This is a genomic window from Dietzia sp. HMSC21D01 (genome assembly GCF_001815995.1).
Classification (GTDB): domain Bacteria; phylum Actinomycetota; class Actinomycetes; order Mycobacteriales; family Mycobacteriaceae; genus Dietzia; species Dietzia cinnamea.
The window spans coordinates 24810-45248 of record NZ_KV823945.1; the positions used below are offsets into that span (position 1 = coordinate 24810).

Below are 20439 nucleotides of genomic sequence, written 5' to 3' on the forward strand. Positions count from 1 at the left end.
CCGGCATACCGAGGTGGACGAGGATCAACACCACGCCCAGGGCGACGGACGCCAGAGCAAGAAGGGCGCCGAGTACCCGCCGTCCGCCGTCGCTGTGCTTATCGGTGTGCTGGTCGGCCGTGTCGTGCAAGATCCGTCTCCTCGGGTGCGTCCTCGGGCCGACCTCTACCGGCGTATACGGCCTCCGGTAAGGAAACTATCCCGAGGCCCCGCGCGGGAGACTCCGAACCGCGCGTTCTCACCCGTCGACGTCGGCTGTTCTCACCCGTCGACGTCACCCAGATGGTGTTCGACGTCGTGCACGATGTACTGGCACAGGGAGGCGATGGTGAACACGTAGCCGTCGCCGCGTCGACCGGTCCTGTCGCGATCCGCGGGGCCGACGCGGTCGAGAACCTCCAGCGTCCGAGCGGTGGCGGCGTCGAGTCGGCGCGCGAGATCGGCCGGGTCGCTGCGCCAGTATCCCTGCTCGACGACCGCCGCCTCGCCGTCGAAGTCGTCGTACGTCGGCTCGGCGCGGTCGAGCATCGACTCTATGCGGTCCCCCAGGACCTCGATGAGGTCACGGCAGTGGCCCGCGTACTCCAGCGGCGACCACACCCGCGGCGACGGTCGCCGCTCGACCCCGGGCCGCCGGAGGACGGCGAGCCACCGGTCGCGGGCGGAGGCCAGACGGTTGCTCGTGGTGGCCGGGTCGTGAGGCCGGTAGCCGCACTCGTCGCAGCCCGACTCGAGTACGGTCGTCCAGTCTTTCGTGTCCGGCAGCGAGGGTTCGGGAGGCGTGTCCATACCTCCACCGTCTCACCGTCCCGGCGGGCCCGCGGCCGGATCGGGCTAGGTCGGCGACGTCAGCCGTTCGCGGGGAGCCAGTCGGCGAACCGGTCCGTGGAGACCTCGGCGAGCCACATCTGCCAGAGCGGGCCGAAGGACACCCGGCGCACACCGAGCTTCTTCAGGGCCGCCAGGTCGCCGGCGCCGTGTCCCTTCACCGGATGGGCGGTCGCGTTGACGGGGATCGTCACCGCCTGCACGAGACGCGTCAGCTGATCGGCGGTCGTCACGCCCACCGGGTACACCGATCGCGCTCCGGCGTCCTCCATGAGCGTGATGCGGGCCTCGGCCTCCGCCAGCGGGTCCGAGAAGACGTCCGTCCCCAGCTTGACGGCATCGGTGCGTCCGTTGATGACGAACGGGACCCCGGCGTCATCGGCCGCGCGGCGGGCGGCGGCGATGTAGTCGGCGTGCTCCTGACGGTCGCGGACGCGCTTACCCTCGCGGTGCACGACGTCCTCGATGTTCGCGCCGACCGCACCCGCCTCGAGCAGGCGGGTGATCAACTCGGCCGGGTCGAGACCGTAGCCCGACTCGACGTCCGCGCTGACGGGGACGGAGACCGCGTCCGTAATCCGCTTGACCACGCGCAGGTACTCGGAGAAGTCCATCTTCTCCCCGTCCGCGCTGCCGATCGCATCGGCGACGGGGTGGCTACCCACCGTCAGGCCCTGGAAGCCGGCGTCGGCGGCGACCCGGGCGCTCCAGGTGTCCCACACGGTCGGCAGGACGGCCAGCTCACCCGATTCGTGGAGCTCGGCCAGCGTGGTTGCTCGTGCACGTACGTCGGGCATCTCGATCCTCCTCGGGAGCGCGGGCTTTCGTCTCCCGACCCTACGCCGGTGGCCCGGTCCGCGGACCACCGTAGAGTGACCCGTATCACAAGTCGCCACGCGCACTCCGGAGGTCACCATGAACCACGTCTACAGCGTCACCGAGATCGTCGGCTCCTCGCCGGACGGAACGGACCAGGCCATCGCCAACGCGGTCGCGGAGGCGTCCAAGACCCTCCGGAACCTCGAGTGGTTCGAGGTCCAGTCCGTCCGCGGCAAGCTCGACGGCGGCGCGGTCGCCCACTGGCAGGTGACCATCAAGGTGGGATTCCGGCACGAGTCCTGACCAGACGCCTCCGGCCGCCTCCGGGTTCCCGCGGATCCCGCTGTCCACAAGGCGTTTCGGCGGCTCCACAGATCGCGTCGCGGGGCTGTCGCCGGACCTCGGGCCCGCCGAGACTCGGGGCATGAGATTCGAGGACCTCCCCGACAACTGGAACACACTCCCGCTCGACGACGCCCCGCTCGCCGCCGGCGTGATCGACCTCGTCATCGGTCACCACGACCGCGGCCGGAACACGATGCTCATCCTCCCGTGCGACGAACACGACGTCGGCCTCCCCGCCCCCATCCTCATCAGCGACGTGGACTGGCTGTGCACATCGCACGAGCGCCGCGACGCGATGGCCGTCCTTCCCGCCATTGCGTCGCCGGGGTTCGTCGTCGGACTGTCCGCGAGGCGCCGCCTACCCGACAAGGTGGTGCGCGGCTGGCTGCGGACGATCGAGGACGAGCTAGACGCCACGGGACAGGCGCTCCTGGCACTGGGGGTGGCGGACGTGGACACCGTGGAGATCGTCGGCGGCCGCGCCGCGCGCAACGGGAGCCGCGCGTGAGCAGGCGGGGCACCTCCGCGTGAGCGGCCCTGACCACTGCTCGCGGATGACAGGACCCCGGCGTCCCGCCGGTAACATCGACCCTCGTGCCCGACAACTCACAGACCCCGGGAACGGGCAGCATCGTCGACTACTCGGCGCTTCCCGGGCCGGGGGGCCGCCGATCCAAGCTGCCCGCCGTCGACTCACCGCGGTGGACCCTCAAGGTGGCGCTGTCCCAGCGTCCCTGGAGCTTCATCGCCTCCGGCGGCATGGCCGTGGGATTCCTCTGCAACGGGCTCACCCCCGTCGTCGTGGGCCGTGCGGTCGACGACGCGATCGCCACCGGCCGCCTGAACCGGCTCTGGCTCTGGATCGGCGCGCTCGCCTGCGTGTTCCTGGTGGCGATGGTCGCCAACTGGACCGCCCGCTTCATGTTGGTCCGCAGTCAGCAGCTCGTCAGCCACGACCTTCGCACCGCGGTCACCGACCGCATCCAGGACCCGCGCGGGTTCGCGGGCCGGGAACGCACCGCGGGCGGCCTGCTGTCCATCGCCTCGTCGGACACCACGCGCGTCGGGGACATCGTCATGATGACCGTGATGCCCGTCGCCGAGGCGGCGGCCATCACATACGGCGCGGCGATGATGTTCACGATCAACCCGTGGTTGAGCCTGGCCACCCTGGTCGGCGGCCCGGTGTTGGTCATCGTGGCGCTCCGGGTGGCGCGGCCGCTGCAGCGCCGGTCGGTGGCGCGTCAGCAGGCCATCGCCCAGGCCGCCGCCACCGCCACCGACGTGGTGCAGGGGCTGCGGATCCTCAAGGGCCTGGGCGCCATCGTCACCGTCCGGAGCCGCTACGACGAGGTGTCGGACGACGCCTACCGCAAGACCGTTCACGCCGACGCCGCCGAGGCACGGCTCAACGGCGCCACCGAGGCGACGGGGGCCGTCTTCGTGTCCACGCTCGGCCTCGCGGCGGGTGCGTTGGCGCTCGCCGGACACGTCACCATCGGTGAGCTGATCACGGTGGTCGGCCTCACCCAGTTCCTCGTGGTGCCCATGACCATGTTCGGCCGCAACATCGCCTCCCGCTGGGCGTCGGCGGAGGCGTCCGGCCGGCGCATACGCGAGGTGCTCGGCGCGGACTTCGAGCGCATCTCCGAGACCGACGCCGCCACCACGGAGCGGTTCGTCCGCGCCCTGCCGTCGGGCCTGACGGTCGTCGACGGCGCCGACCCCGAGCTGATCCGGCTCCTCGAGTCACTGCCCCGTACGCGGGTGGCGGTCGTGCCCCACGCCGCCGACCTGTTCGACGGCAGCGTGGCGGACAACGTCCACCCCGATCGCGCGGCGGCCGAACACGCCCTGCGGGTCGCCTGCTGCGACGACATCCCCGACGGCCCGGACAAGCGCGTCGGCGAGAGCGGGCGGATGCTCTCCGGAGGTCAGCGGCAGCGCGTCGCCCTCGCGCGCGCCATCGCGTTCGACCCGGAGGTACTCGTGTTGCAGGACCCCACCACCGCGGTCGACTCGGTGACCGAACAGAACCTCGCGGACAACATCGCCCGCGAACGGGCCGGGAAGACCACGATCGTCGTCAGTCAGGCGCCGGCGTGGAACGCCGTCGCGGACGCCCGCCTGAGCGCGCAGCGGCTGCGCGAGACCGCCGAGGGACTGCTCGTGGGGGCCGAGGGATGACGACGACGAGCTCGACGCCGCCCGTAAAGACCGACACCGCCCTCCGGTTCCCGGTCGCCTCTGCAGGCCAGGTCCGTCGCGAGGTGGCCCGGCAGCTCGCCCGGGTCCGCCACGCCCGGCGGTGGCTGGCGGTGGCGTTACTCCTTCTGAGCCTTGGGGCGGCCGCAGGGGTGCTCATCCCCCAGCTCATGGGCCGGATCGTGGACCTGGTCTCCGGCGAGACGCCGGGGTCGCTGTGGCAGATCGGCGCGCTGTTGCTGACCGCGGCCGTCGGCGGCGCGGCACTCAGCGCTTCCGGCTTCTACCTGGTGGCCCGGTTGTCCGAGCGGGTGATCGCCAACCTGCGCCAGGACATGGTCGGCACCGCGCTCGGACTGCCGACCCACCGGGTCGAGGACGCGGGCTCGGGCGACCTCGTCAGCCGGTCCACCGATGACGTGGCGGAGCTGTCCTCGGCGGTCACCGAGACCGTCCCGACGCTGTCCACCTCGGCCCTGACGGTCGTGGCGACCGTGATCGCGCTGTTCGCCCTGGACTGGCAGTTCCTCGTCGTCCCCCTCGTCGTCGCGCCCCTCTACTACGTCGCCGCGCGCCGGTACCTCGCCAAGGCGCCGCGCCGCTACGCCGCGGAGCGCGCGGCGATGGCCGAGCGGGCGCGACGTGTCCTCGAGGCCATCCGCGGCCGGGCGACGGTACGTGCGTTCTCGCTCGAGGGCCGGATGCACACCCGGATCGGCAACGCCTCCTGGGACGTGGTGCGCGAGGGCATCCGGGCCCGCACGACGATGCTCGTGCTCAACGTCTGGATGCTGGTGGGCGAGTTCCTCATGCTCGCGATCGCCCTGACGGTGGGCTACCACCTGGTCGCCACCGGCGCCCTCACGGTGGGCGCGGTGACCGGGGCGGTCCTCATGATCATCCGGCTGCGGGGCCCGCTCATGACCTTCATGCGAATCCTCGACGTGGTCCAGTCGGGCTACGCGTCGCTGTCCCGGATCGTCGGCGTCGTGGTGGACCCGCCCGTGCCGGTGCCCGACAGCGGCGTCGACGCGCCGCAGGGCCGGGTCGAACTGCGCGGCGTGAGCTTCAGCTACGGCGGATCGTGGGCCGTGCGCGACATCAGCTTCTCCATCGAACCGGGGCGCACCGTCGCGATCGTCGGCGCATCGGGCGCCGGCAAGACGACGGTCGCCGCGCTGCTGGCGGGCCTCCTGGTCCCGGATGCCGGCGAGGTGCTCGTCGACGGCCACCCGGTGTCGTCGCTGTCCGACCGCGAGCGCATCGCCCGTCTGGCCACCGTCAGCCAGGAGGTCCATGTGTTCTCGGGGACCCTGCGCCAGGACCTCACCCTGGCCAGACCGGAGGCCACTGACGACGAGCTGCTCGACGCGCTGCGCCGGGTCAACGCCACCGCGTGGTTCGAGCGCCTGCCGGAGGGTCTCGACACGGTCGTCGGGGCGCGCGGGCTCCAACTGGATCCGGTCGCCGCGCAGCAGCTGGCCCTGGCCCGCGTCCTCCTGCTCGACCCGGCCGTCATCGTCATGGACGAGGCCACGGCCGAGGCCGGCTCGGCGGGCGCGGAGGCGCTGGAGCGTGCGGCCGACGAGGTCACCCGCGACAGGTCCGCCCTGGTGATCGCTCACCGGCTCGATCAGGCTTCTCGGGCGGACACCATCCTCGTGATGGACTCCGGGCGGATCGTCGAGCGCGGCACCCACGACGAGCTCGTCGCCCACGGCGGGATCTACCACCGACTGTGGAACGCCTGGTCCGCCGGCCGGCGGGCGACCGCCGTGGACAGCGCCCCGGACCCGGCCTAGAACGGGCCCGACCGGGGTGGGCGACGTCAGGAAATCCGGCGAGCGCGCGAGAGTTGGACCACACTGCAGGGGAGGCCGCCTCGGTTCCCGGGCCGCACGCGCGGAACGGGGCGCCCATCGTCCCGCCGGGGGCTCCGGCACCGTCGGTCCGACCTGGGGGATGATGGTGGGCGGCCAGATGGCGCAGTTCCACAAGAACACGATCAGCCCGAAACGAGAAGAGTCGACATCCATGACCCAAGGTCCCCAGAAGATCATCTACACCCTCACCGATGAGGCCCCGCGGCTCGCGACCGAGGCGTTCCTCCCGGTCCTCCGCACCTTCGCAGAGCCCGCCGGTATCGGCGTCGAGACCAGTGACATCTCGGTGGCCGCCCGCATCCTCGCCGCGTTCCCCGAGCGGCTCACCGAGGAGCAGCGCGTCCCCGACAATCTGGCCGAGCTGGGTCGGCTGACCCAGGAGCCCGACACCAACATCATCAAGCTGCCCAACATCAGCGCCTCGGTGCCGCAGCTCACCGCTGCGATCGCCGAGCTCCGGGAGAAGGGGTACGACCTCCCCGATTACCCGTACGACCCCAAGACGCCCGAGGAGAAGGAGATCGCCGAGCGATACGGCTCCTGCCTCGGCAGCGCGGTGAACCCCGTGCTGCGCCAGGGCAACTCCGACCGGCGCGCGCCGAAGGCGGTCAAGGAGTACGCGCGGGCGAACCCGCACTCCATGGGCAAGTGGTCGATGGCGTCGCAGACCCACGTCGCGCACATGACGCACGGCGACTTCTACGCCGGCGAGAAGTCCATCATCCTGGACCGCGCCTGCGACGCCCGCATGGAGATCGTGACCCCGGACGGCGAGACCCATGTCCTCAAGACCGTGCCGCTCGAGGCCGGCGAGGTCGTCGACTCGATGTTCATGAGCAAGAAGGCGCTCCTGGACTTCTACGAGGAGCAGCTCGACGACGCCAAGGAGACGGGCGTCATGTTCTCGCTCCACGTCAAGGCCACCATGATGAAGGTCAGCCACCCGATCGTGTTCGGTCACGCCGTCCGCGTGTTCTACAAGGACGCGTTCGCCAAGCACGGCGAGCTCTTCGACGAGCTGGGCGTCAACGTGAACAACGGGATGGGCGATCTCTACGACAAGCTCGAGTCCCTGCCGACCTCCAAGAAGGAGGAGGTCATCGAGGACATCCACCGCTGCCACGAGTCGCGCCCGGAGCTGGCGATGGTCGACTCGGCCCGCGGCATCACCAACTTCCACTCCCCCTCCGACGTCATCGTCGACGCCTCCATGCCCGCGATGATCCGTATCGGCGGCAAGATGTACGGTGCCGACGGCCGTAAGAAGGACACCAAGGCCGTCATCCCGGAGTCCACGTTCGCGCGGATCTACCAGGAGATCATCAACTTCTGCAAGACCAACGGGGCGTTCGACCCGCGGACCATGGGCACCGTGCCCAACGTCGGTCTGATGGCGCAGAAGGCCGAGGAGTACGGCAGCCACGACAAGACCTTCGAGGTCCAGCACGGCGGTGTGGCCAACATCGTCGACGCCGCCACCGGCGAGGTCCTGCTCTCCCAGAACGTGGAGGCGGGCGACATCTGGCGCATGTGCACCGTCAAGGACGCGCCGATCCGCGACTGGGTCCGGCTCGCCGTGGACCGCGCCCGCGCCTCGGGCATGCCGGCCGTCTTCTGGCTCGATCCGTACCGGCCGCACGAGAACAACCTCATCACCCTGGTGAAGAAGTACCTCGCCGAGCACGACACCGAGGGCCTGGACATCCAGATCATGTCCCAGGTGCGCGCCATGCGGTACACCCTCGAGCGCGCCTGGCGTGGCCTGGACACCATCTCGGTCACCGGCAACATCCTGCGTGACTACCTCACCGACCTGTTCCCCATCCTCGAGCTGGGAACCAGCGCCAAGATGCTGTCGATCGTGCCGCTGATGGCCGGCGGCGGCCTGTACGAGACCGGCGCGGGCGGCTCCGCGCCCAAGCACGTGCAGCAGCTCGTCGAGGAGAACCACCTGCGCTGGGACTCGCTCGGCGAGTTCCTCGCGCTCGGCGCCAGCCTCGAGGACGTCGGACGCAAGTACGACAACCCCAAGGCCGCGATCCTGGCCCGGACGCTGGACACCGCTACCGGCAAACTGCTGGAGAACCGGAAGTCCCCGTCGCGGGAGACCGGTGAGCTCGACAACCGGGGCAGCCAGTTCTGGCTCTCGCTGTACTGGGCCCAGGAGCTGGCCGCGCAGTCCGACGACCCGGACCTGGCGGCCCACTTCGCGCCGCTGGCGGGCAAGCTCGACGCTGAGAAGGACACCATCCTCGGCGAGCTCCTCGAGGTGCAGGGCAAGCCGGTCGACCTGGGCGGTTACTACCAGCCCGCGATCGACAAGCTGAAGGAGGCGATGCGTCCGAGCGAGACGTTCAACGCCGCCCTCGCGAGCATCTCCGGCTGACTTCCACGCCGCAGCCGCACCGCACCCCGGGCCCGCCCCGGGGTGCGGTGCGCCATTTCCCGGGAGAATCGAGAGACCGACGTGACCGACGCGACCGACTACCCGGCCCCACGACACGTGTGGCCACTCCTGCTCGCCGCGGTGGAGGATCTCCATGACCGGGGGTTCGCCGGCATCCGCGCCCTGCCGTACTTCGGTCCCGTCGGCTACTGGCGACTAGAGGTCACCACCGCCGACAACCTCCCGAACGGGGTGGATCTCCCACCCAGGGACGACGACGCGGTGTTCCGGGCCACCGAGGGCGCCTTCCCCCACGTCGGGGACCTCACCGTCTCGATCCGCACGAGCGCGCGGGACGTGGCGGACGAGATCCTGCGCGGCCTCGGCTCCCCGAGCCAGGTGCGGTACTTCAACGATGCCGACTACTGCCGCTGGTTCGCCGCGATGAGGCACCGTGCCGAGAGGATCGGCGCTCCCCCGTCTGCCTTCGAGGACTTCCACTCCGGCTGGCGCTGCGGCACGGAGGAGATCGACCCGCCGCCGGGGTGGGCGGGCGCCACGTAGGAGTGACGTCCAGAGAAGATGTTCAGCTGTCGAGCGCGGCCTTCATGCAGCGCATCGCGGCCAGCGTCTTGGGCACGCCGATGTAGGGCATCAGGTGCACGAAGCACTCCGCCACCTGCTCCCGGCTCATCCCGGCCACATCGATGGCCGTCTTGATGTGGCCGGTGAGTTGCGGCTCTGTCCCGCCCATCGCGGCCAGGGCGGCCATGTTGAGCATCTGGCGATCGCGGAGCTCTAGGCCGTCCCGCTGGTAGGTTCCACCGAACACCGCGCCGACCACCCAGTCGGATGCCCCGGGCGCGAACTCGTCCAGCTGCTGCTTCCATGCCGCCGCCGACTCCGGGGACTGCGTCTCCTCGACGAACCGGTTGCCCTTGTCCATGCTCAGTTCCACGGTGATACTCCTCGACGGATCGGCGAATGTCCTGGTCAGGCTAACAGGGCAGCCCGTAGGCCCGTCCCGGCCAGGTACGGGGTGGCGGACCCGCATGGCCCCCCATGAACCGGTCCATCACCCGGACGCGCTTACGCGACGACGCGGAATCGTGATAGCTTCGTTCGTCGGCTTCACAGCCGTACTGAAGCATCGATGACACGACACGCGAGGGTCCACGCAGGGACCTTCTGACACGGCACGGTCGATCAACCCCACCCGCCGGACGTCAGGAGACTCCTTGTCCTCATCCCATACTGCCCCTGCGCCTGTCCCCGGCCGTGCCGGTTGGATGATCGCGGTCGCCGCCGCCGCGGCGTTCCTCGCCACCTTCAACGAGACCTTCCTCAACGTCGCCTTCACGCCGATCATGAACGACTTCGGCGTCGACGTGAACACCGTGCAGTGGCTCACCACCGGGTATCTGCTGGTCGCCGCCGTGTTCGTCCCTGTCTCGAACGTGCTGTACCACCGCTTCCCGACCCGGCAGTTGTTCGTCTCGGTCGTCGCGGTCATGGTCATCGGCTCGATTGTGGGTGCCCTCGCCCCGTCCTTCGAGGTACTGCTGATCGCCCGCCTGCTCCAGGCCATCGGGACGGGTCTGCTCACCCCGATCGGCATGAACATCACGCTGGCCGTCTCGCCCCGCGAGAAGCTCGGGCTGAACATGGGCATCATGGCCGCGATGACCACCCTGGGGCCTTCCCTGGCGATCGTGCTCTCCGGTGTGCTGCTGACGTTCGCCCCGTGGACCACCCTGCTGTGGGTCTTCGGCGCCTTGACCCTGCTCGTCCTGATCGCGGGCGCGATCGCGCTGCGCACCGTGGCTGACCTGGGCCGCCCCGTACTGGACATCCCGTCGTTCCTGCTCGTCGCCGTCGGCCTGGTCGGCATCCTTTATGGCATCTCGGCCGCGTTCGGCGGTGCTCCGGTCTACGCCGCGCTCTCGGCGGTCATCGGCCTCGCCGCTCTGTGGGTGTTCGTCGTCCGTCAGCGTCGGATCGCGCACCCGCTCATCGACATGCGACCGTTCTCCAACCGCGCGTTCGTCCTCGGCGTGTCGATGACCATGCTGGGCCTGGTGTTCGTCTTCGCGATGAACGTCGTGATCCCGCTGTTCCTGCAGGCGGCTCAGGGCATCTCGCCGCTGGGTGCCTCGCTCACCCTCGCGCCGGGCATCCTGCTCACCGTGGTCGCCGGGCCGGTGGCCGGCCGCCTGTTCGACCGGCACGGCGGCCGCTGGTCGATCCCGCTCGGCTTCCTCGTGATGGCGGTCTTCGTCACCGGCGTCGGCATCGCCGCCGGGTACTCGTCGATCCTGCTCTTCGGCCTGCTCTACATCCCGGCCGTCCTGGCCACCGCCCTGGTGATCGGGCCGTCGCAGACCTTCGCGCTGTCCAGCCTGGACCGCGACTCCGCGCCGCACGGCGTGACCGTGGTCTCGACCAGCTTCCAGATCGCGGGCTGCGTGGGCACGTCGCTGGCCGCCGGCATCTACGGCGCCGTCTCCGGCGCCAACCTCGACTCCGGGGGCGACGAGTTCGAGTCCCTGCTCACGGGCTTCCGCAGCGCCGTCGGTGTCGTCGTCATCGTCTCCCTCCTCGGGATCGCGCTGGCGTTCGCCGCGAACCGGGCGGCGCGCACCGCCCGCCCGTCGGCGTCCGAGACCGGGTCGCGCCCCGTCGACTCCGTCGAGTCGATCATGAAGACCGACGTGTACGCACTGTCCTCCACGGACACGGTCCTCGACGCCCTCACCACGTTCGGTGTCCGCGGCATCTCCGGCGCCCCGGTCCTCGACGCTGACGGCGCGCTGGTCGGATTCCTCTCCGACGGCGACGTCATGCGCTACCTGTCGGCCGCGCACCCGTCGTCGACCTCGATCTACTCCTACGCGATCGGGGCCGACGACGACCTCGTCGACGCGATGGCGGACCTCGCGGATCTCAACGTCATGCGGTTGGCCACCCGGGAGGTCGTGACGATCGACGCCGGAGCCTCGATCGCCGACGCCGTCGCCGCGCTCTCGGACGCACACCTCAAGAAGGTGCCGGTCGTCAGTGACGCAGGCGCGATGGTGGGCATCGTCAGCAGATCGGCGATCAACCGACTGGCCATCACCAGCTACCTGGACTCACGCGCCGGGTCGACGGAGTCGGCAGCCGTTCCCGCTCACTGAGCCGACACGCCCGCCTCAGCCGACCGCGCCCCCGCCGAAATGTTCCGACGGGGGCGCGGTGGTCTCTGTCAGCGTCCGCTGCGTACCGGCCTGCTGCGACGAGACCCCCGCCCGGCACCGCCCGTCGCCGGGGTGCCCAGCACCCGCCGCCACCGTTCCGGCATCGGCGCCGACACCACAACGTCGCGGCCGTCGGGCAGCGGGATGACCATCCTCGCGGCGTGTAGGTGGAGCCCGGAACCGCCACGCGACGCGACCACACTGTCGAACCGGGGGTCGCCGTACCGGTCGTCGCCGGCGATCGGATGTCCGGCGTGCTGCAGATGGACGCGGATCTGATGCTTGCGGCCGGTGAAAAGCCGCACGTCCACCAGGGTGGCCCAGTCCCCCACGCGCCTTCGGACCCTGACGTGGGTCTCCGCGCGCTGGCCCCGCGGGTCCACCACCACATCGGCGTCTCGCCTCCGGAGCGGCGCCTCCAGCACCCTGAGGTTCGCAGGCCACTGCCCCGCGACGATCGCCAGGTAGTGCCGTTCGATCTCCTTCTCCCGATCGCGCAGCATCTCGTGGAGATGACGCAGCATCGGCGGGGTCTTGGTAAGGACCAGGACCCCGGAGGTGTCGCGGTCGAGCCGGTGGCCCAACTCGAGATCGGGCAGGTCGGGGCGGAGGAATCTCAGCGTCTCGATGACGCCGGCGGGCACATCCGAGCCTCGGTGCACGGCCACCCCGGCGGGCTTGTCCACCACCAGTAGGTTCGAGTCCTCGTAGAGGACGGCCTTGGCCATCCGGTCGAGTAGGGCGGTAGGTGGCCGCGTCACCGTCGTGGCGGGGGCCCCGGCTTGCAGCGCGGGGAGGTCGATCACATCGCCCTCGGCGAGCCGGTAGTTCTGCTCGGCTCGGCGACCGTTCACCCGCAGCCTGCCCTGGCGCAGAAGCTTGAACAGCAGCCCCGCCGGCACACCCCTGAGCTGGGATCGCAGGAACTTGTCCAGCCGACGGTCGGCGTGCCCTTCATCGACGACAATGGTGGCGGCCGGTCGCGAGACCGTGGTCGTGGCCGGGACGGGGGTCGGCGCGGTCAGACGGCGGGCGGGCGGGGGCCAGCCGCCTGCCGCGCGCTGTGACGTCATTTCGGCGGGCTCAGGGCAGCCTGGCGCGGTTGAGCGTGCTCAGGTCCTCGTTGACGTCCGAGAAGATGGCACTGACGTCCGTGATCCCGAAGCCTGCGAGACGCTCGGTGTGCATCGCGACGTAGGCCTCGGCGTTCGCGCGGGTGTCGAAGAGATAGATCCCTCCGGACCGGCCGGCCGATTCGTCCTCGATCCACACCTTCCAGAGGAAACCCGGCTCGGCGTTGATCGACTCCGCCAGCCCTCGGAACGCCTCCGCCATCTCCGCGCCCCAGGGGCCGCGCATCGAGAAGTTCACCTGTACCACTACAGCCATCGTCGCCCTCCCGGTCCGTCTCGAAACACCAGGATACCGCTGGTGGATGGATCAGCTTCCCGGTGAACCGACGTCCTCTGCCTGCCCGGGGTGCGGAGCGCGTGCCTGCGCCGCAGCCCACACCCGTCGCCAGTGCTCGGCGAGCGAATCAATGGTCTCGTGGGCGTTCAGCCCGCTGGGCTGCGGCACGACCCACAGCTCGACGTCCTCCGGCCACCCGGGCAGTGCCGTGCTGTCCTGCCTCCCCGCGGTCGCGCCGGGGCGGGTGAACGCGGTCCGGAACGCGGTGATCCCCACGATGGCCACGACCCCCGGGCGCAGCATCTTCGCGCGCTCCGCGAGACGCGCTCCACCTTCCCGCAGCTCCTCGCGGGAGAGCTCGTCGGCGCGCGCGGTCGCGCGCCCGACGAGGTTGGTGATCCCGATGCCGGCCGCGAGGAGTTTTCCCTCGTCCGCGTCGGAGAGTCCGGCCGAGGCGTCGACGAAGTCGTCGGTGAGCCCGGCGCGATGGAGAGACGGCCAGAAGCGGTTGCCGGGCCGTGCGAAGGGCGCGTTGACGGCCGCGGTCCAGAGGCCGGGGTTGATGCCCACGATGAGCAGCCGTAGCGCGCCGGGGTCGACCGGCAGGACGTCGTCGACGCCGTCCTCCTGCAGATCGGCGAAGGCGGCGAGATCCTGCTTCGTCGGTCGCCGACCCCGCAGCGGGGAGGGCCGCCGGGGTCGCGCCCTCACGCCCACGGCGACGCCACCTCACCCGTCGTGGGTGCCGCCGGACTCACGCCTCGAGCACGTAGCGGAGGATCTCCACCACCTGGTCGGTGGTCGTGCACCAGGCCTGGGCCTCCGCGTCGACCTCCTTGAGCGGGTGGATGATCTCCGCATCGTGGAGCGTCACGTAGGTCTTGCCCAGGGCCGCGCAGTAGCCGGCGTCGAATGCGGCGTTCCACTGCTTGTACTTCTCCCCGAACCGCACCACCACCAGGTCGCTCTGCTCGATCAACGTACGCGTACGAATCGCGTTGACCTTCGCCGACTGGTGGTCTCGCCAGAAGGGGTTCTCGGTCCCGCCGAGGTGGTCGCCCGCGGCATCGCTCGCCGGGTGGTCGGTGACCGGCTCGGTGAACGTGACATCGAGGCCCGCGGCCGTCGCGCCGCTCCGGATCTGGTCGCGCCAGTCAGTGTGGATCTCGCCGGACAGGTACACGGTGAAGCTCATGACCACACCATCCATGAGTGCGGCGACCGCGGCAACTTCACCCCCGCGAGCCTGAGAATCGACTCATCTCCTCGCCAGAACGTCACCCGTGGCGGCCGTGCCGGTCAGGCCCCCAGTGCGATGCGGTGAGCTCGAGGTGGGGAGGACTGTGATCAGGCGGGCAGCGTATCCGCGCAGTTGCTGTGGCGGCGCAGACTGGCACGGCTCCCCCGGGCACGACGGTCGGCCCGGGGAAGCCGTGCTCCCCGCTACCCGATCAGGTACGCGAAGCCCCGGCCGGACTCTTCGAGTCCGCGGAGGAATCGTCTCGTCCGGTTCACGTAGTGGTCCACGTACTCCGCTTCCGACTCGTTGCCCGGCTCATCTCCGTCACGAGGGGGCAGACAGGGAACGAAGTCCGCACGGGTGAGTGTGTCCAGATCATCGGCGATCGGGGCGACGTCCTCTGGCGGGATCGCCCGAACCCACGGCAGCCACCCTTCCCAGTTCGCGAGCGGCGTCACGTCGCCCTCGAACATGCGATACGCCGGGCGGGGTTCGTCAGTCGGATCAGACGGTGACGTCATCAACTGCAGATTTCTCCACGCCTTGTCCAGGTAGAGCATGTCCTCCTCCCGAGGGCCCTGTCGAAAGTCGGTCGCGGCGACCGTGGACCCGGGCGGAAAACCCCAGGCATCCGCCAAGGGGTCGGCGCTGATGTAGGCGCGCGGGTCGGCGAGCACGGCCTGGGTGGCGTCGGCGTCGAAGGCATATGCGTAGTAACGGATTCCCATAAGCCCAGCATCGCGGAGAGCGACGTGCTGAGAAGCTCGTGCGCGGCCACCTGTGGATGAAGGATCCGGCTTCGGCTCGCCTGTGGAGAACCAGCGGGCCGGTCACGCGGTGGTGTAGGCGACGAGCGCTGAACAGTAAACCGAGACTCCGACCCGCGTCACGGCGAGTCGAGTAGGTCGATTCCGTAGTCCGCGACGACGGCCCGTACCTCGGCCAGGTAGCGCAGCGCCTGCTCGGTGAGCGGAATGCCGGAGTGGCTGATCCAGCCGATCTCGATGCTCTCGTCCACGTCGAGCGGGATCGCCACGATCTCCGGGTCGAGGTCGTCACTGATGATGCCGGTCGAGATGGTGTACCCGTCGAGTCCGATCATCAGATTGAAGATGGTCGCGCGGTCGGCGACCCGGATCTCCCGCTTGCTCGACAGGGTGGAGAGGATCTCTTCGGCGAAGTAGAACGAGTTGTTCGCCCCTTGGTCGAACGTGAGCCGGGGCAGGTCGGTCAGGTCACCGAGCGTGACCCGCTCGCGGGCGGCCAACGGGTTCTTCCTCGAGATGAAGATGTGCGGGACCGCCGCGAAGAGCGGGTGGAACACGAGGCCGGAATCGCGAAGGAGTTTGTCGATGACCTTGCGGTTGAAGTCGTTTCGGTACAGGATGCCCACCTCGCTCCGGAGCGTCCGGACGTCCTCGATGATGTCCCATGTTCGCGTCTCGCGAAGAGAGAACTCGTACTGCTCCACGTCGGCGGACCGCACCATACGGATGAACGCCTCGACCACGAAGGAATAGTGCTGCGCCGAGACGCCCAGCAGTCGGCGGGACGGCGGCTGGCCGAGATACCGCTGCTCGAGCAGGGACATCTGCTCGACGACCTGTCTGGCGTAGCCGAGGAACTCCGCACCCTCCTCGGTCAGCGTCACACCCCGGGCGGACCGCGAGAGCAGCGTGCGCCCGACCCGGGACTCGAGGTCCTTCATCGCGGCGGACATGGTCGGCTGGGCGACGTAGAGGAGCTCCGCCGCGCCCGTGATCGACCCCTCCGCCGCGACCTCGATGAAGTACTCCAACTGTTGCAGCGTGATGCCCCTGGATGCCCTGCCCATAGGCACAGACTATAGAGACGCATAGCAAACGGTAGTTACCCGATGCCTGAACTGGGGCTGCAGGATGAGGGCACAGATTTTCCGCAAGGCCGAGCCCGGCCGATCGAGACCCGCATTGGATGTACATGTCGGACGACTTCGCGTTCAGCATCACCACCACCCGCTTCGACGAGGACTACTCACCGTCGGAGAATTCCCGCACCACCACGAACTTCGCCAACCTGGCACGGGGCGAGCACCGCCGGCAGAACCTCCGCCGCGCCCTCGCCATGATCGACGACCGGTTCAACGGACTCGCCGGCCGGCACGACCCGAGCCGGGACCGCTACACCGTCGAGCTGGAGATCGTGTCCGCGGATCTGCAGTTCACCTCGGCAGGCGAGAGCCAGCGGTTCCCGCTGATCGAGGTCCTGGACGTCCAGATCCTCGACCGGGACACCGGTGAGCGTCACCCGGGCATCGTGGGGAACAACTTCTCGTCCTACGTCCGGGACTACGACTTCAGCGTTCTCCTGCCGGCGGCCAACGAGAACACCGCTGAGTTCACCGTGCCCGACGACTTCGGCGACCTGCACGGCAGACTCTTTCAGCGCTTCGTCGCCTCGGAGGCGTACCGAGAGCGCTTCTCCGCGGAGCCGGTCATCTGCATCAGCGTGTCGACGAGCCGGACCTACCGCCGGACCGGACACCACCACCGCGTCCTCGGTACCGAGTACCAGCAGGACGACTTCTCGCTGACCGACGAGTACTTCGCCCGGATGGGGCTGGAGGTCCGGTACTTCATGCCACCGGGCGGCGTCGCGCCGCTCGCGTTCTACTTCCGCGGTGACCTGCTCCACGACTACACGGACCTGCAGCTCATCGGCACCATCAGCGTGATGGAGACCTTCCAGAAGATCTACCGTCCGGAGATCTACAACGCTCAGTCCCCCGCCGCGGACGTCTACCGCCCGACTCTGGACCACGGCGACTTCTCACCCACCCCGATCGTGTACGACCGCGAGGAGCGCAACCGGCTCGGCAAGGCGCAGGGCAGGTTCACGGAGGAAGCCCTCATGAAGCCGCACCGAGCACAGCTCGAACAGTGGGCCGCCCGCCACCCGGTGGTCGTCGGATGAGCACCAGAGGAGAGTCGATGAAGTCCCCGATCCTGCCCACCACCACCGTCGGCAGTCTGCCCAAGCCGTCGTGGCTCGCACAGCCGGAGACCCTCTGGTCGCCCTGGAGGTTGGAGGGCCCCGAGCTGATCGAAGGTAAGCAGGACGCGCTGCGTATCGCCGTGAAGGAGCAGAGCGATCGCGGCATCGACATCGTCAGCGACGGCGAGCAGACCCGGCAACACTTCGTGACGACCTTCATCGAACATCTCGACGGAGTCGACTTCGAGAAGCGCGAGACGGTACGCATCCGGAACCGCTACGACGCGAGCGTGCCCACCGTGGTGGGCGCCGTGAGCCGCGAGAAGCCGGTCTTCGTGGACGACGCGACGTTCCTGCGGCAGCAGACCGACAAACCGATCAAGTGGGCTCTCCCCGGGCCCATGACGATGATCGACACGCTGTATGACCGCCACTACTCCAGCCGCGAGGCGCTGGCGTGGGAGTTCGCGGCAATCCTCAACCAGGAGGCGCGGGACCTTGAGGCCGCGGGGGTCGACATCATCCAGTTCGACGAGCCGGCCTTCAACGTCTACTTCGACGAGCTCAAGGACTGGGGCGTGGCGGCCCTGGAACGCGCGGCCGAAGGACTGCGCGCCGAGACCGTCGTCCACATCTGCTACGGCTACGGGATCAAGGCCAACACCGACTGGAAGGCGTCGCTCGGCTCGGAGTGGCGGCACTACGAGGAGTCGTTCCCCCTCCTGCAGCAGTCCGGTATCGACATCATCTCGCTGGAGTCCCACAACTCCCGCGTCCCGATCGACCTGGTCGGGCTACTGCGCGGGAAGAAGGTCATGCTCGGGGCGATCGACGTGGCGAGCGAGAAGGTCGAGACTCCCGAGGAGGTCGCGGACACGCTCCGCAGCGCGCTTGAGTTCGTGGACGCGGACAAGCTCCTGCCGAGCACCAATTGCGGCATGGCGCCCTTGTCGCGGGACGTCGCGCTCGCGAAGCTCAGCGCACTCAGCGCTGGAACACGCCTCGTCCGCGAGGAGCTCGTCACCTCTCACGCCTGACGGATCGGGCCGGGTCTGCGAGCGCCGGCCCCGCCCTGCATGCGATGCCCCCGACCGCCACGACCCCGGGCCACCAACGACCGCCGCGGCACTCCGGTCAGCGCCCCGCCCGATCTCCGGAGAGGTCGAGGCCGCCGAAGTAGTGCGCGAGGACGAATGCCATGGCGACGCCGCCGGTGGCTGCAGCGGCCCTGTCCTTCGGAGATCCCACGCGGCGTGCCAGCGCGCCACCCGCCGCGAGATTGAGCACGCCCCAGGCCACGTTGTGCAGTGGCGGGGACAACCCGACTCCCGGGGGCGTGGCGAAGAGCGTCGGGAACCGCTCGCCGGTCATTCCCTTGACCGTGTGCGGCACGGCGTCGGCGAGCAGAGCGCCGCCAAGGCCCGCAGCGATCACACCGGTCACCTCGCGTAGAACAGTCACTGGCTCCCCTCTCCGTCTGCGCGACCGGCTCCGCCCTCCCTGGCGACGCTCGACCACGTGCGCTGCCGCCTGCGGTACGGGCCGACCTTCACGAGTCTGACAGAGATCCCCGGACGTCGTACCGGGCAACCACGAAGTCGCGGTTGCGATCGCACCCCTTCAGCTCGAGGTCGAACGCGCCGCCGAAGAGTGGCTTGCCCGAACCGAGGGTCACGGGCGCGATCGAGACCACCACCTCGTCGAGCATCCCCGCCCCGGCGAACTCGGCTGCCAGCCCGCCGCCACCCATCACCCACACATCGCGACCACCGGCCGCGCACTCCAGCGACTCGCGGTGATCAGACGGGGCGCCCGCGACAAAGGAGACGTGGTCATTCACCGCCTCCAGCTCCCGGTGGGTGAACACGAAGGTGGGGATCTCGGGCAACCAGTCACGGTCGTGTTCGAGCACCCACGCGTACGTGGACGCCCCCATGACCTGCGCCCCCACCTCCGTGAGGAACGCGTCGGTGCTGCCCGGCCCGTTCTCGTCGATGTCCTGCTTGAACAGCCAGGCCAGCGAGTGGTCGTCGTCCGCGAGGAATCCGTCGAGGGTCGTGGCGGTGTAATAGCGGTAGCGGGTCATGACAGTCCTCCTGAGGCGCGGCGGTGCCACATGATCGGGTCGGGATCGAGGTGCCTGATGTCGACGCCGGCCTGCGCGAGCATCCAGCGCGCGAGCTGGCGGCGGTGGGCCGAGAACGTGAGGGTGTGGGCGACGATCTGCGACAGCAGGAACGACTCGGGTGGGTCACAGAGCGCGTCGACCACCCAGTCGCCCCACGCGCCACGGCGTTCCACATCGCGTGTCATGGCCAGCCACCGCGCGGCGATCTCGGAGTGCCGCCTGCGGAGACTCGCGACGTCGTCCTCCACGCCGAGGTCCGGCTCGTCCTCCCCCTCGATGCACGCGAGCCAGGGCAGCTTGTCCAAGGCCAGGTGGTGCAGGACGTTCGCGAGCGTCGTCTCGTCACCCGCCCACTCGAGCACCCTGTGTCCCGGCAACCTCTCGCGCCGGAACTCGTCGTCGTCAACCCCCTCGGCGGCGGCGAGCACCGCGGCGGTGTCGTCGAGGTCGTGCCGGATCATCAAGGCGACGACGTCGCCGGCCGAGATCTCCTGCCCCGCGTCGACGTAGAGCACCGTCGGGGAATGGAAGTGGATACCGTTCGGCGCCGGCAGCCAGTGACCCCGGTCGTGCCGCGGCGGCATCGCGCTGGGAGGACACCCGTACGCACGGGAGAACGCGCGCGAGAATCCCTCGACCGAGTCGTACCCCGCCGCGAACGCCGCGTCAGTGACACTGCGTCCCGCCTGGATCTCCCAGGCCGCGCGCTCGAGGAGGACACGCCGCCGCATCGCCGCCGGCGCTTCACCTGCCGCCCGGCTCACCTGACGACTGAAGTGGAACGACGACGAGTGGGCGTCCGCCGCGAGCGTGTTCAGGACTGCGCCGCCTTCGCGCTCGGCGAGAACGGCGTCGAGCAGCTCGCGGATGCGATCTCGCCCCAGGCGTCGTGCGGTCATGCCCTGATTATCAGCGGAGCGGGGCGCCTTCGGCTTGACCGTTCTTGCTCGATGCTCTGACGCTCGGTCGGCCGGAATTTGTCCGTG

At 69.5% G+C, this 20439-nt stretch carries 21 protein-coding genes; 9 read left to right on the forward strand and 12 right to left on the reverse strand.

Translation table 11 applies throughout. From position 1 onward, the window contains the following. Positions 1–261: 261 nt before the first annotated feature. Both HMPREF3086_RS10305 and HMPREF3086_RS10310 read right to left on the reverse strand, forming a co-directional pair. Positions 262–789, reverse strand: a complete 528-nt coding sequence (locus tag HMPREF3086_RS10305; RefSeq protein ID WP_070721688.1) for a DinB family protein — start codon at positions 787–789, stop codon at positions 262–264. Between the two features lie 59 nt (positions 790–848). Continuing rightward, complete coding sequence (locus HMPREF3086_RS10310) at positions 849–1625, reverse strand: isocitrate lyase/PEP mutase family protein (RefSeq protein WP_070721691.1); 777 nt, start codon at positions 1623–1625, stop codon at positions 849–851. 118 nt (positions 1626–1743) lie between these two features. Between HMPREF3086_RS10310 and HMPREF3086_RS10315 the strand changes: the two genes are divergently transcribed. The 6 genes from HMPREF3086_RS10315 to HMPREF3086_RS10340 all read left to right on the forward strand — a co-directional run bounded on the left by HMPREF3086_RS10315 (position 1744) and on the right by HMPREF3086_RS10340 (position 9030). Beyond that, entirely contained in the window at positions 1744–1950 is a 207-nt protein-coding gene (locus tag HMPREF3086_RS10315; protein WP_007629964.1) for a dodecin, read from the forward strand. Between the two features lie 121 nt (positions 1951–2071). Further along, positions 2072–2500, forward strand: coding sequence for a hypothetical protein (locus HMPREF3086_RS10320; protein ID WP_063972020.1), 429 nt, complete (start codon positions 2072–2074; stop codon positions 2498–2500). A gap of 86 nt (positions 2501–2586) precedes the next feature. Then, the gene (locus HMPREF3086_RS10325) at positions 2587–4179 is read left to right on the forward strand and encodes an ABC transporter transmembrane domain-containing protein (protein ID WP_141764059.1); all 1593 of its coding nucleotides are present in this window, start codon (positions 2587–2589) and stop codon (positions 4177–4179) included. Continuing rightward, entirely contained in the window at positions 4176–5999 is a 1824-nt protein-coding gene (locus HMPREF3086_RS10330) for an ABC transporter ATP-binding protein (protein WP_070721693.1), read from the forward strand. The genes HMPREF3086_RS10325 and HMPREF3086_RS10330 overlap by 4 nt, the downstream gene beginning before the upstream one ends. A 232-nt stretch (positions 6000–6231) precedes the next feature. Then, the gene (locus tag HMPREF3086_RS10335) at positions 6232–8466 is read left to right on the forward strand and encodes an NADP-dependent isocitrate dehydrogenase (protein WP_070721736.1); all 2235 of its coding nucleotides are present in this window, start codon (positions 6232–6234) and stop codon (positions 8464–8466) included. 81 nt (positions 8467–8547) lie between these two features. Then, a complete protein-coding gene (locus tag HMPREF3086_RS10340; protein ID WP_070721696.1) occupies positions 8548–9030 on the forward strand; it encodes a hypothetical protein in 483 nt (160 codons plus the stop codon). A 22-nt stretch (positions 9031–9052) separates the two neighbouring features. Here the strand turns inward: HMPREF3086_RS10340 and HMPREF3086_RS10345 are convergent, their stop codons facing one another. Next, entirely contained in the window at positions 9053–9424 is a 372-nt protein-coding gene (locus HMPREF3086_RS10345) for a carboxymuconolactone decarboxylase family protein (protein WP_061227613.1), read from the reverse strand. Positions 9425–9755: 331 nt separating this feature from the next. On the opposite strand from HMPREF3086_RS10345, the gene HMPREF3086_RS10350 reads away from it, so the two are divergent. Further along, entirely contained in the window at positions 9756–11642 is a 1887-nt protein-coding gene (locus tag HMPREF3086_RS10350) for an MFS transporter (RefSeq protein WP_070721698.1), read from the forward strand. 68 nt (positions 11643–11710) lie between these two features. Here HMPREF3086_RS10350 and HMPREF3086_RS10355 read toward each other — a convergent pair whose 3' ends face one another. The 6 genes from HMPREF3086_RS10355 to HMPREF3086_RS10380 all read right to left on the reverse strand — a co-directional run bounded on the left by HMPREF3086_RS10355 (position 11711) and on the right by HMPREF3086_RS10380 (position 16186). After that, the gene (locus HMPREF3086_RS10355; protein ID WP_246830962.1) at positions 11711–12775 is read right to left on the reverse strand and encodes an RluA family pseudouridine synthase; all 1065 of its coding nucleotides are present in this window, start codon (positions 12773–12775) and stop codon (positions 11711–11713) included. Between the two features lie 10 nt (positions 12776–12785). Continuing rightward, positions 12786–13091, reverse strand: coding sequence for a monooxygenase (locus HMPREF3086_RS10360; RefSeq protein ID WP_061227611.1), 306 nt, complete (start codon positions 13089–13091; stop codon positions 12786–12788). A gap of 51 nt (positions 13092–13142) precedes the next feature. Continuing rightward, positions 13143–13829: a mismatch-specific DNA-glycosylase gene (locus HMPREF3086_RS10365; RefSeq protein WP_070721700.1), complete on the reverse strand. Its 687-nt coding sequence runs from the start codon at positions 13827–13829 to the stop codon at positions 13143–13145. A gap of 37 nt (positions 13830–13866) precedes the next feature. Beyond that, complete coding sequence (locus HMPREF3086_RS10370; protein ID WP_070721740.1) at positions 13867–14307, reverse strand: YtoQ family protein; 441 nt, start codon at positions 14305–14307, stop codon at positions 13867–13869. Positions 14308–14555: 248 nt separating this feature from the next. Further along, positions 14556–15080: a DUF1877 family protein gene (locus HMPREF3086_RS10375; RefSeq protein WP_061227609.1), complete on the reverse strand. Its 525-nt coding sequence runs from the start codon at positions 15078–15080 to the stop codon at positions 14556–14558. Between the two features lie 158 nt (positions 15081–15238). Next, complete coding sequence (locus tag HMPREF3086_RS10380) at positions 15239–16186, reverse strand: LysR family transcriptional regulator (protein WP_061227608.1); 948 nt, start codon at positions 16184–16186, stop codon at positions 15239–15241. A gap of 125 nt (positions 16187–16311) precedes the next feature. On the opposite strand from HMPREF3086_RS10380, the gene HMPREF3086_RS10385 reads away from it, so the two are divergent. Further along, entirely contained in the window at positions 16312–17304 is a 993-nt protein-coding gene (locus HMPREF3086_RS10385) for a putative oxygenase MesX (RefSeq protein ID WP_070721743.1), read from the forward strand. 17 nt (positions 17305–17321) lie between these two features. Beyond that, a complete protein-coding gene (locus tag HMPREF3086_RS10390; protein ID WP_070721702.1) occupies positions 17322–18362 on the forward strand; it encodes a methionine synthase in 1041 nt (346 codons plus the stop codon). 97 nt (positions 18363–18459) lie between these two features. Here the strand turns inward: HMPREF3086_RS10390 and HMPREF3086_RS10395 are convergent, their stop codons facing one another. From HMPREF3086_RS10395 to HMPREF3086_RS10405, 3 genes are all read right to left on the reverse strand, one after another. After that, positions 18460–18786, reverse strand: a complete 327-nt coding sequence (locus tag HMPREF3086_RS10395; protein WP_204649611.1) for a hypothetical protein — start codon at positions 18784–18786, stop codon at positions 18460–18462. A gap of 88 nt (positions 18787–18874) precedes the next feature. Further along, positions 18875–19411: a dihydrofolate reductase family protein gene (locus tag HMPREF3086_RS10400; RefSeq protein ID WP_070721706.1), complete on the reverse strand. Its 537-nt coding sequence runs from the start codon at positions 19409–19411 to the stop codon at positions 18875–18877. Then, positions 19408–20352, reverse strand: coding sequence for a helix-turn-helix domain-containing protein (locus HMPREF3086_RS10405; RefSeq protein ID WP_070721708.1), 945 nt, complete (start codon positions 20350–20352; stop codon positions 19408–19410). The genes HMPREF3086_RS10400 and HMPREF3086_RS10405 overlap by 4 nt, the downstream gene beginning before the upstream one ends. Between the last annotated feature and the right edge of the window lie 87 nt (positions 20353–20439).

Bases quoted from the DNA above. Each gene is read 5' to 3' on its own strand.
- HMPREF3086_RS10405 (WP_070721708.1), bottom strand. From the start codon at position 20,352: ATGACCGCACGACGCCTGGGGCGAGATCGCATCCGCGAGCTGCTCGAC.
- HMPREF3086_RS10370 (WP_070721740.1), bottom strand. From the start codon at position 14,307: ATGAGCTTCACCGTGTACCTGTCCGGCGAGATCCACACTGACTGGCGC.
- HMPREF3086_RS10330 (WP_070721693.1), top strand. From the start codon at position 4,176: ATGACGACGACGAGCTCGACGCCGCCCGTAAAGACCGACACCGCCCTC.
- HMPREF3086_RS10335 (WP_070721736.1), top strand. From the start codon at position 6,232: ATGACCCAAGGTCCCCAGAAGATCATCTACACCCTCACCGATGAGGCC.
- HMPREF3086_RS10390 (WP_070721702.1), top strand. From the start codon at position 17,322: ATGAAGTCCCCGATCCTGCCCACCACCACCGTCGGCAGTCTGCCCAAG.
- HMPREF3086_RS10315 (WP_007629964.1), top strand. From the start codon at position 1,744: ATGAACCACGTCTACAGCGTCACCGAGATCGTCGGCTCCTCGCCGGAC.
- HMPREF3086_RS10310 (WP_070721691.1), bottom strand. From the start codon at position 1,625: ATGCCCGACGTACGTGCACGAGCAACCACGCTGGCCGAGCTCCACGAA.
- HMPREF3086_RS10380 (WP_061227608.1), bottom strand. From the start codon at position 16,186: ATGGGCAGGGCATCCAGGGGCATCACGCTGCAACAGTTGGAGTACTTC.
- HMPREF3086_RS10350 (WP_070721698.1), top strand. From the start codon at position 9,756: ATGATCGCGGTCGCCGCCGCCGCGGCGTTCCTCGCCACCTTCAACGAG.
- HMPREF3086_RS10305 (WP_070721688.1), bottom strand. From the start codon at position 789: ATGGACACGCCTCCCGAACCCTCGCTGCCGGACACGAAAGACTGGACG.
- HMPREF3086_RS10320 (WP_063972020.1), top strand. From the start codon at position 2,072: ATGAGATTCGAGGACCTCCCCGACAACTGGAACACACTCCCGCTCGAC.
- HMPREF3086_RS10360 (WP_061227611.1), bottom strand. From the start codon at position 13,091: ATGGCTGTAGTGGTACAGGTGAACTTCTCGATGCGCGGCCCCTGGGGC.
- HMPREF3086_RS10355 (WP_246830962.1), bottom strand. From the start codon at position 12,775: ATGACGTCACAGCGCGCGGCAGGCGGCTGGCCCCCGCCCGCCCGCCGT.
- HMPREF3086_RS10375 (WP_061227609.1), bottom strand. From the start codon at position 15,080: ATGGGAATCCGTTACTACGCATATGCCTTCGACGCCGACGCCACCCAG.
- HMPREF3086_RS10385 (WP_070721743.1), top strand. From the start codon at position 16,312: ATGTCGGACGACTTCGCGTTCAGCATCACCACCACCCGCTTCGACGAG.
- HMPREF3086_RS10400 (WP_070721706.1), bottom strand. From the start codon at position 19,411: ATGACCCGCTACCGCTATTACACCGCCACGACCCTCGACGGATTCCTC.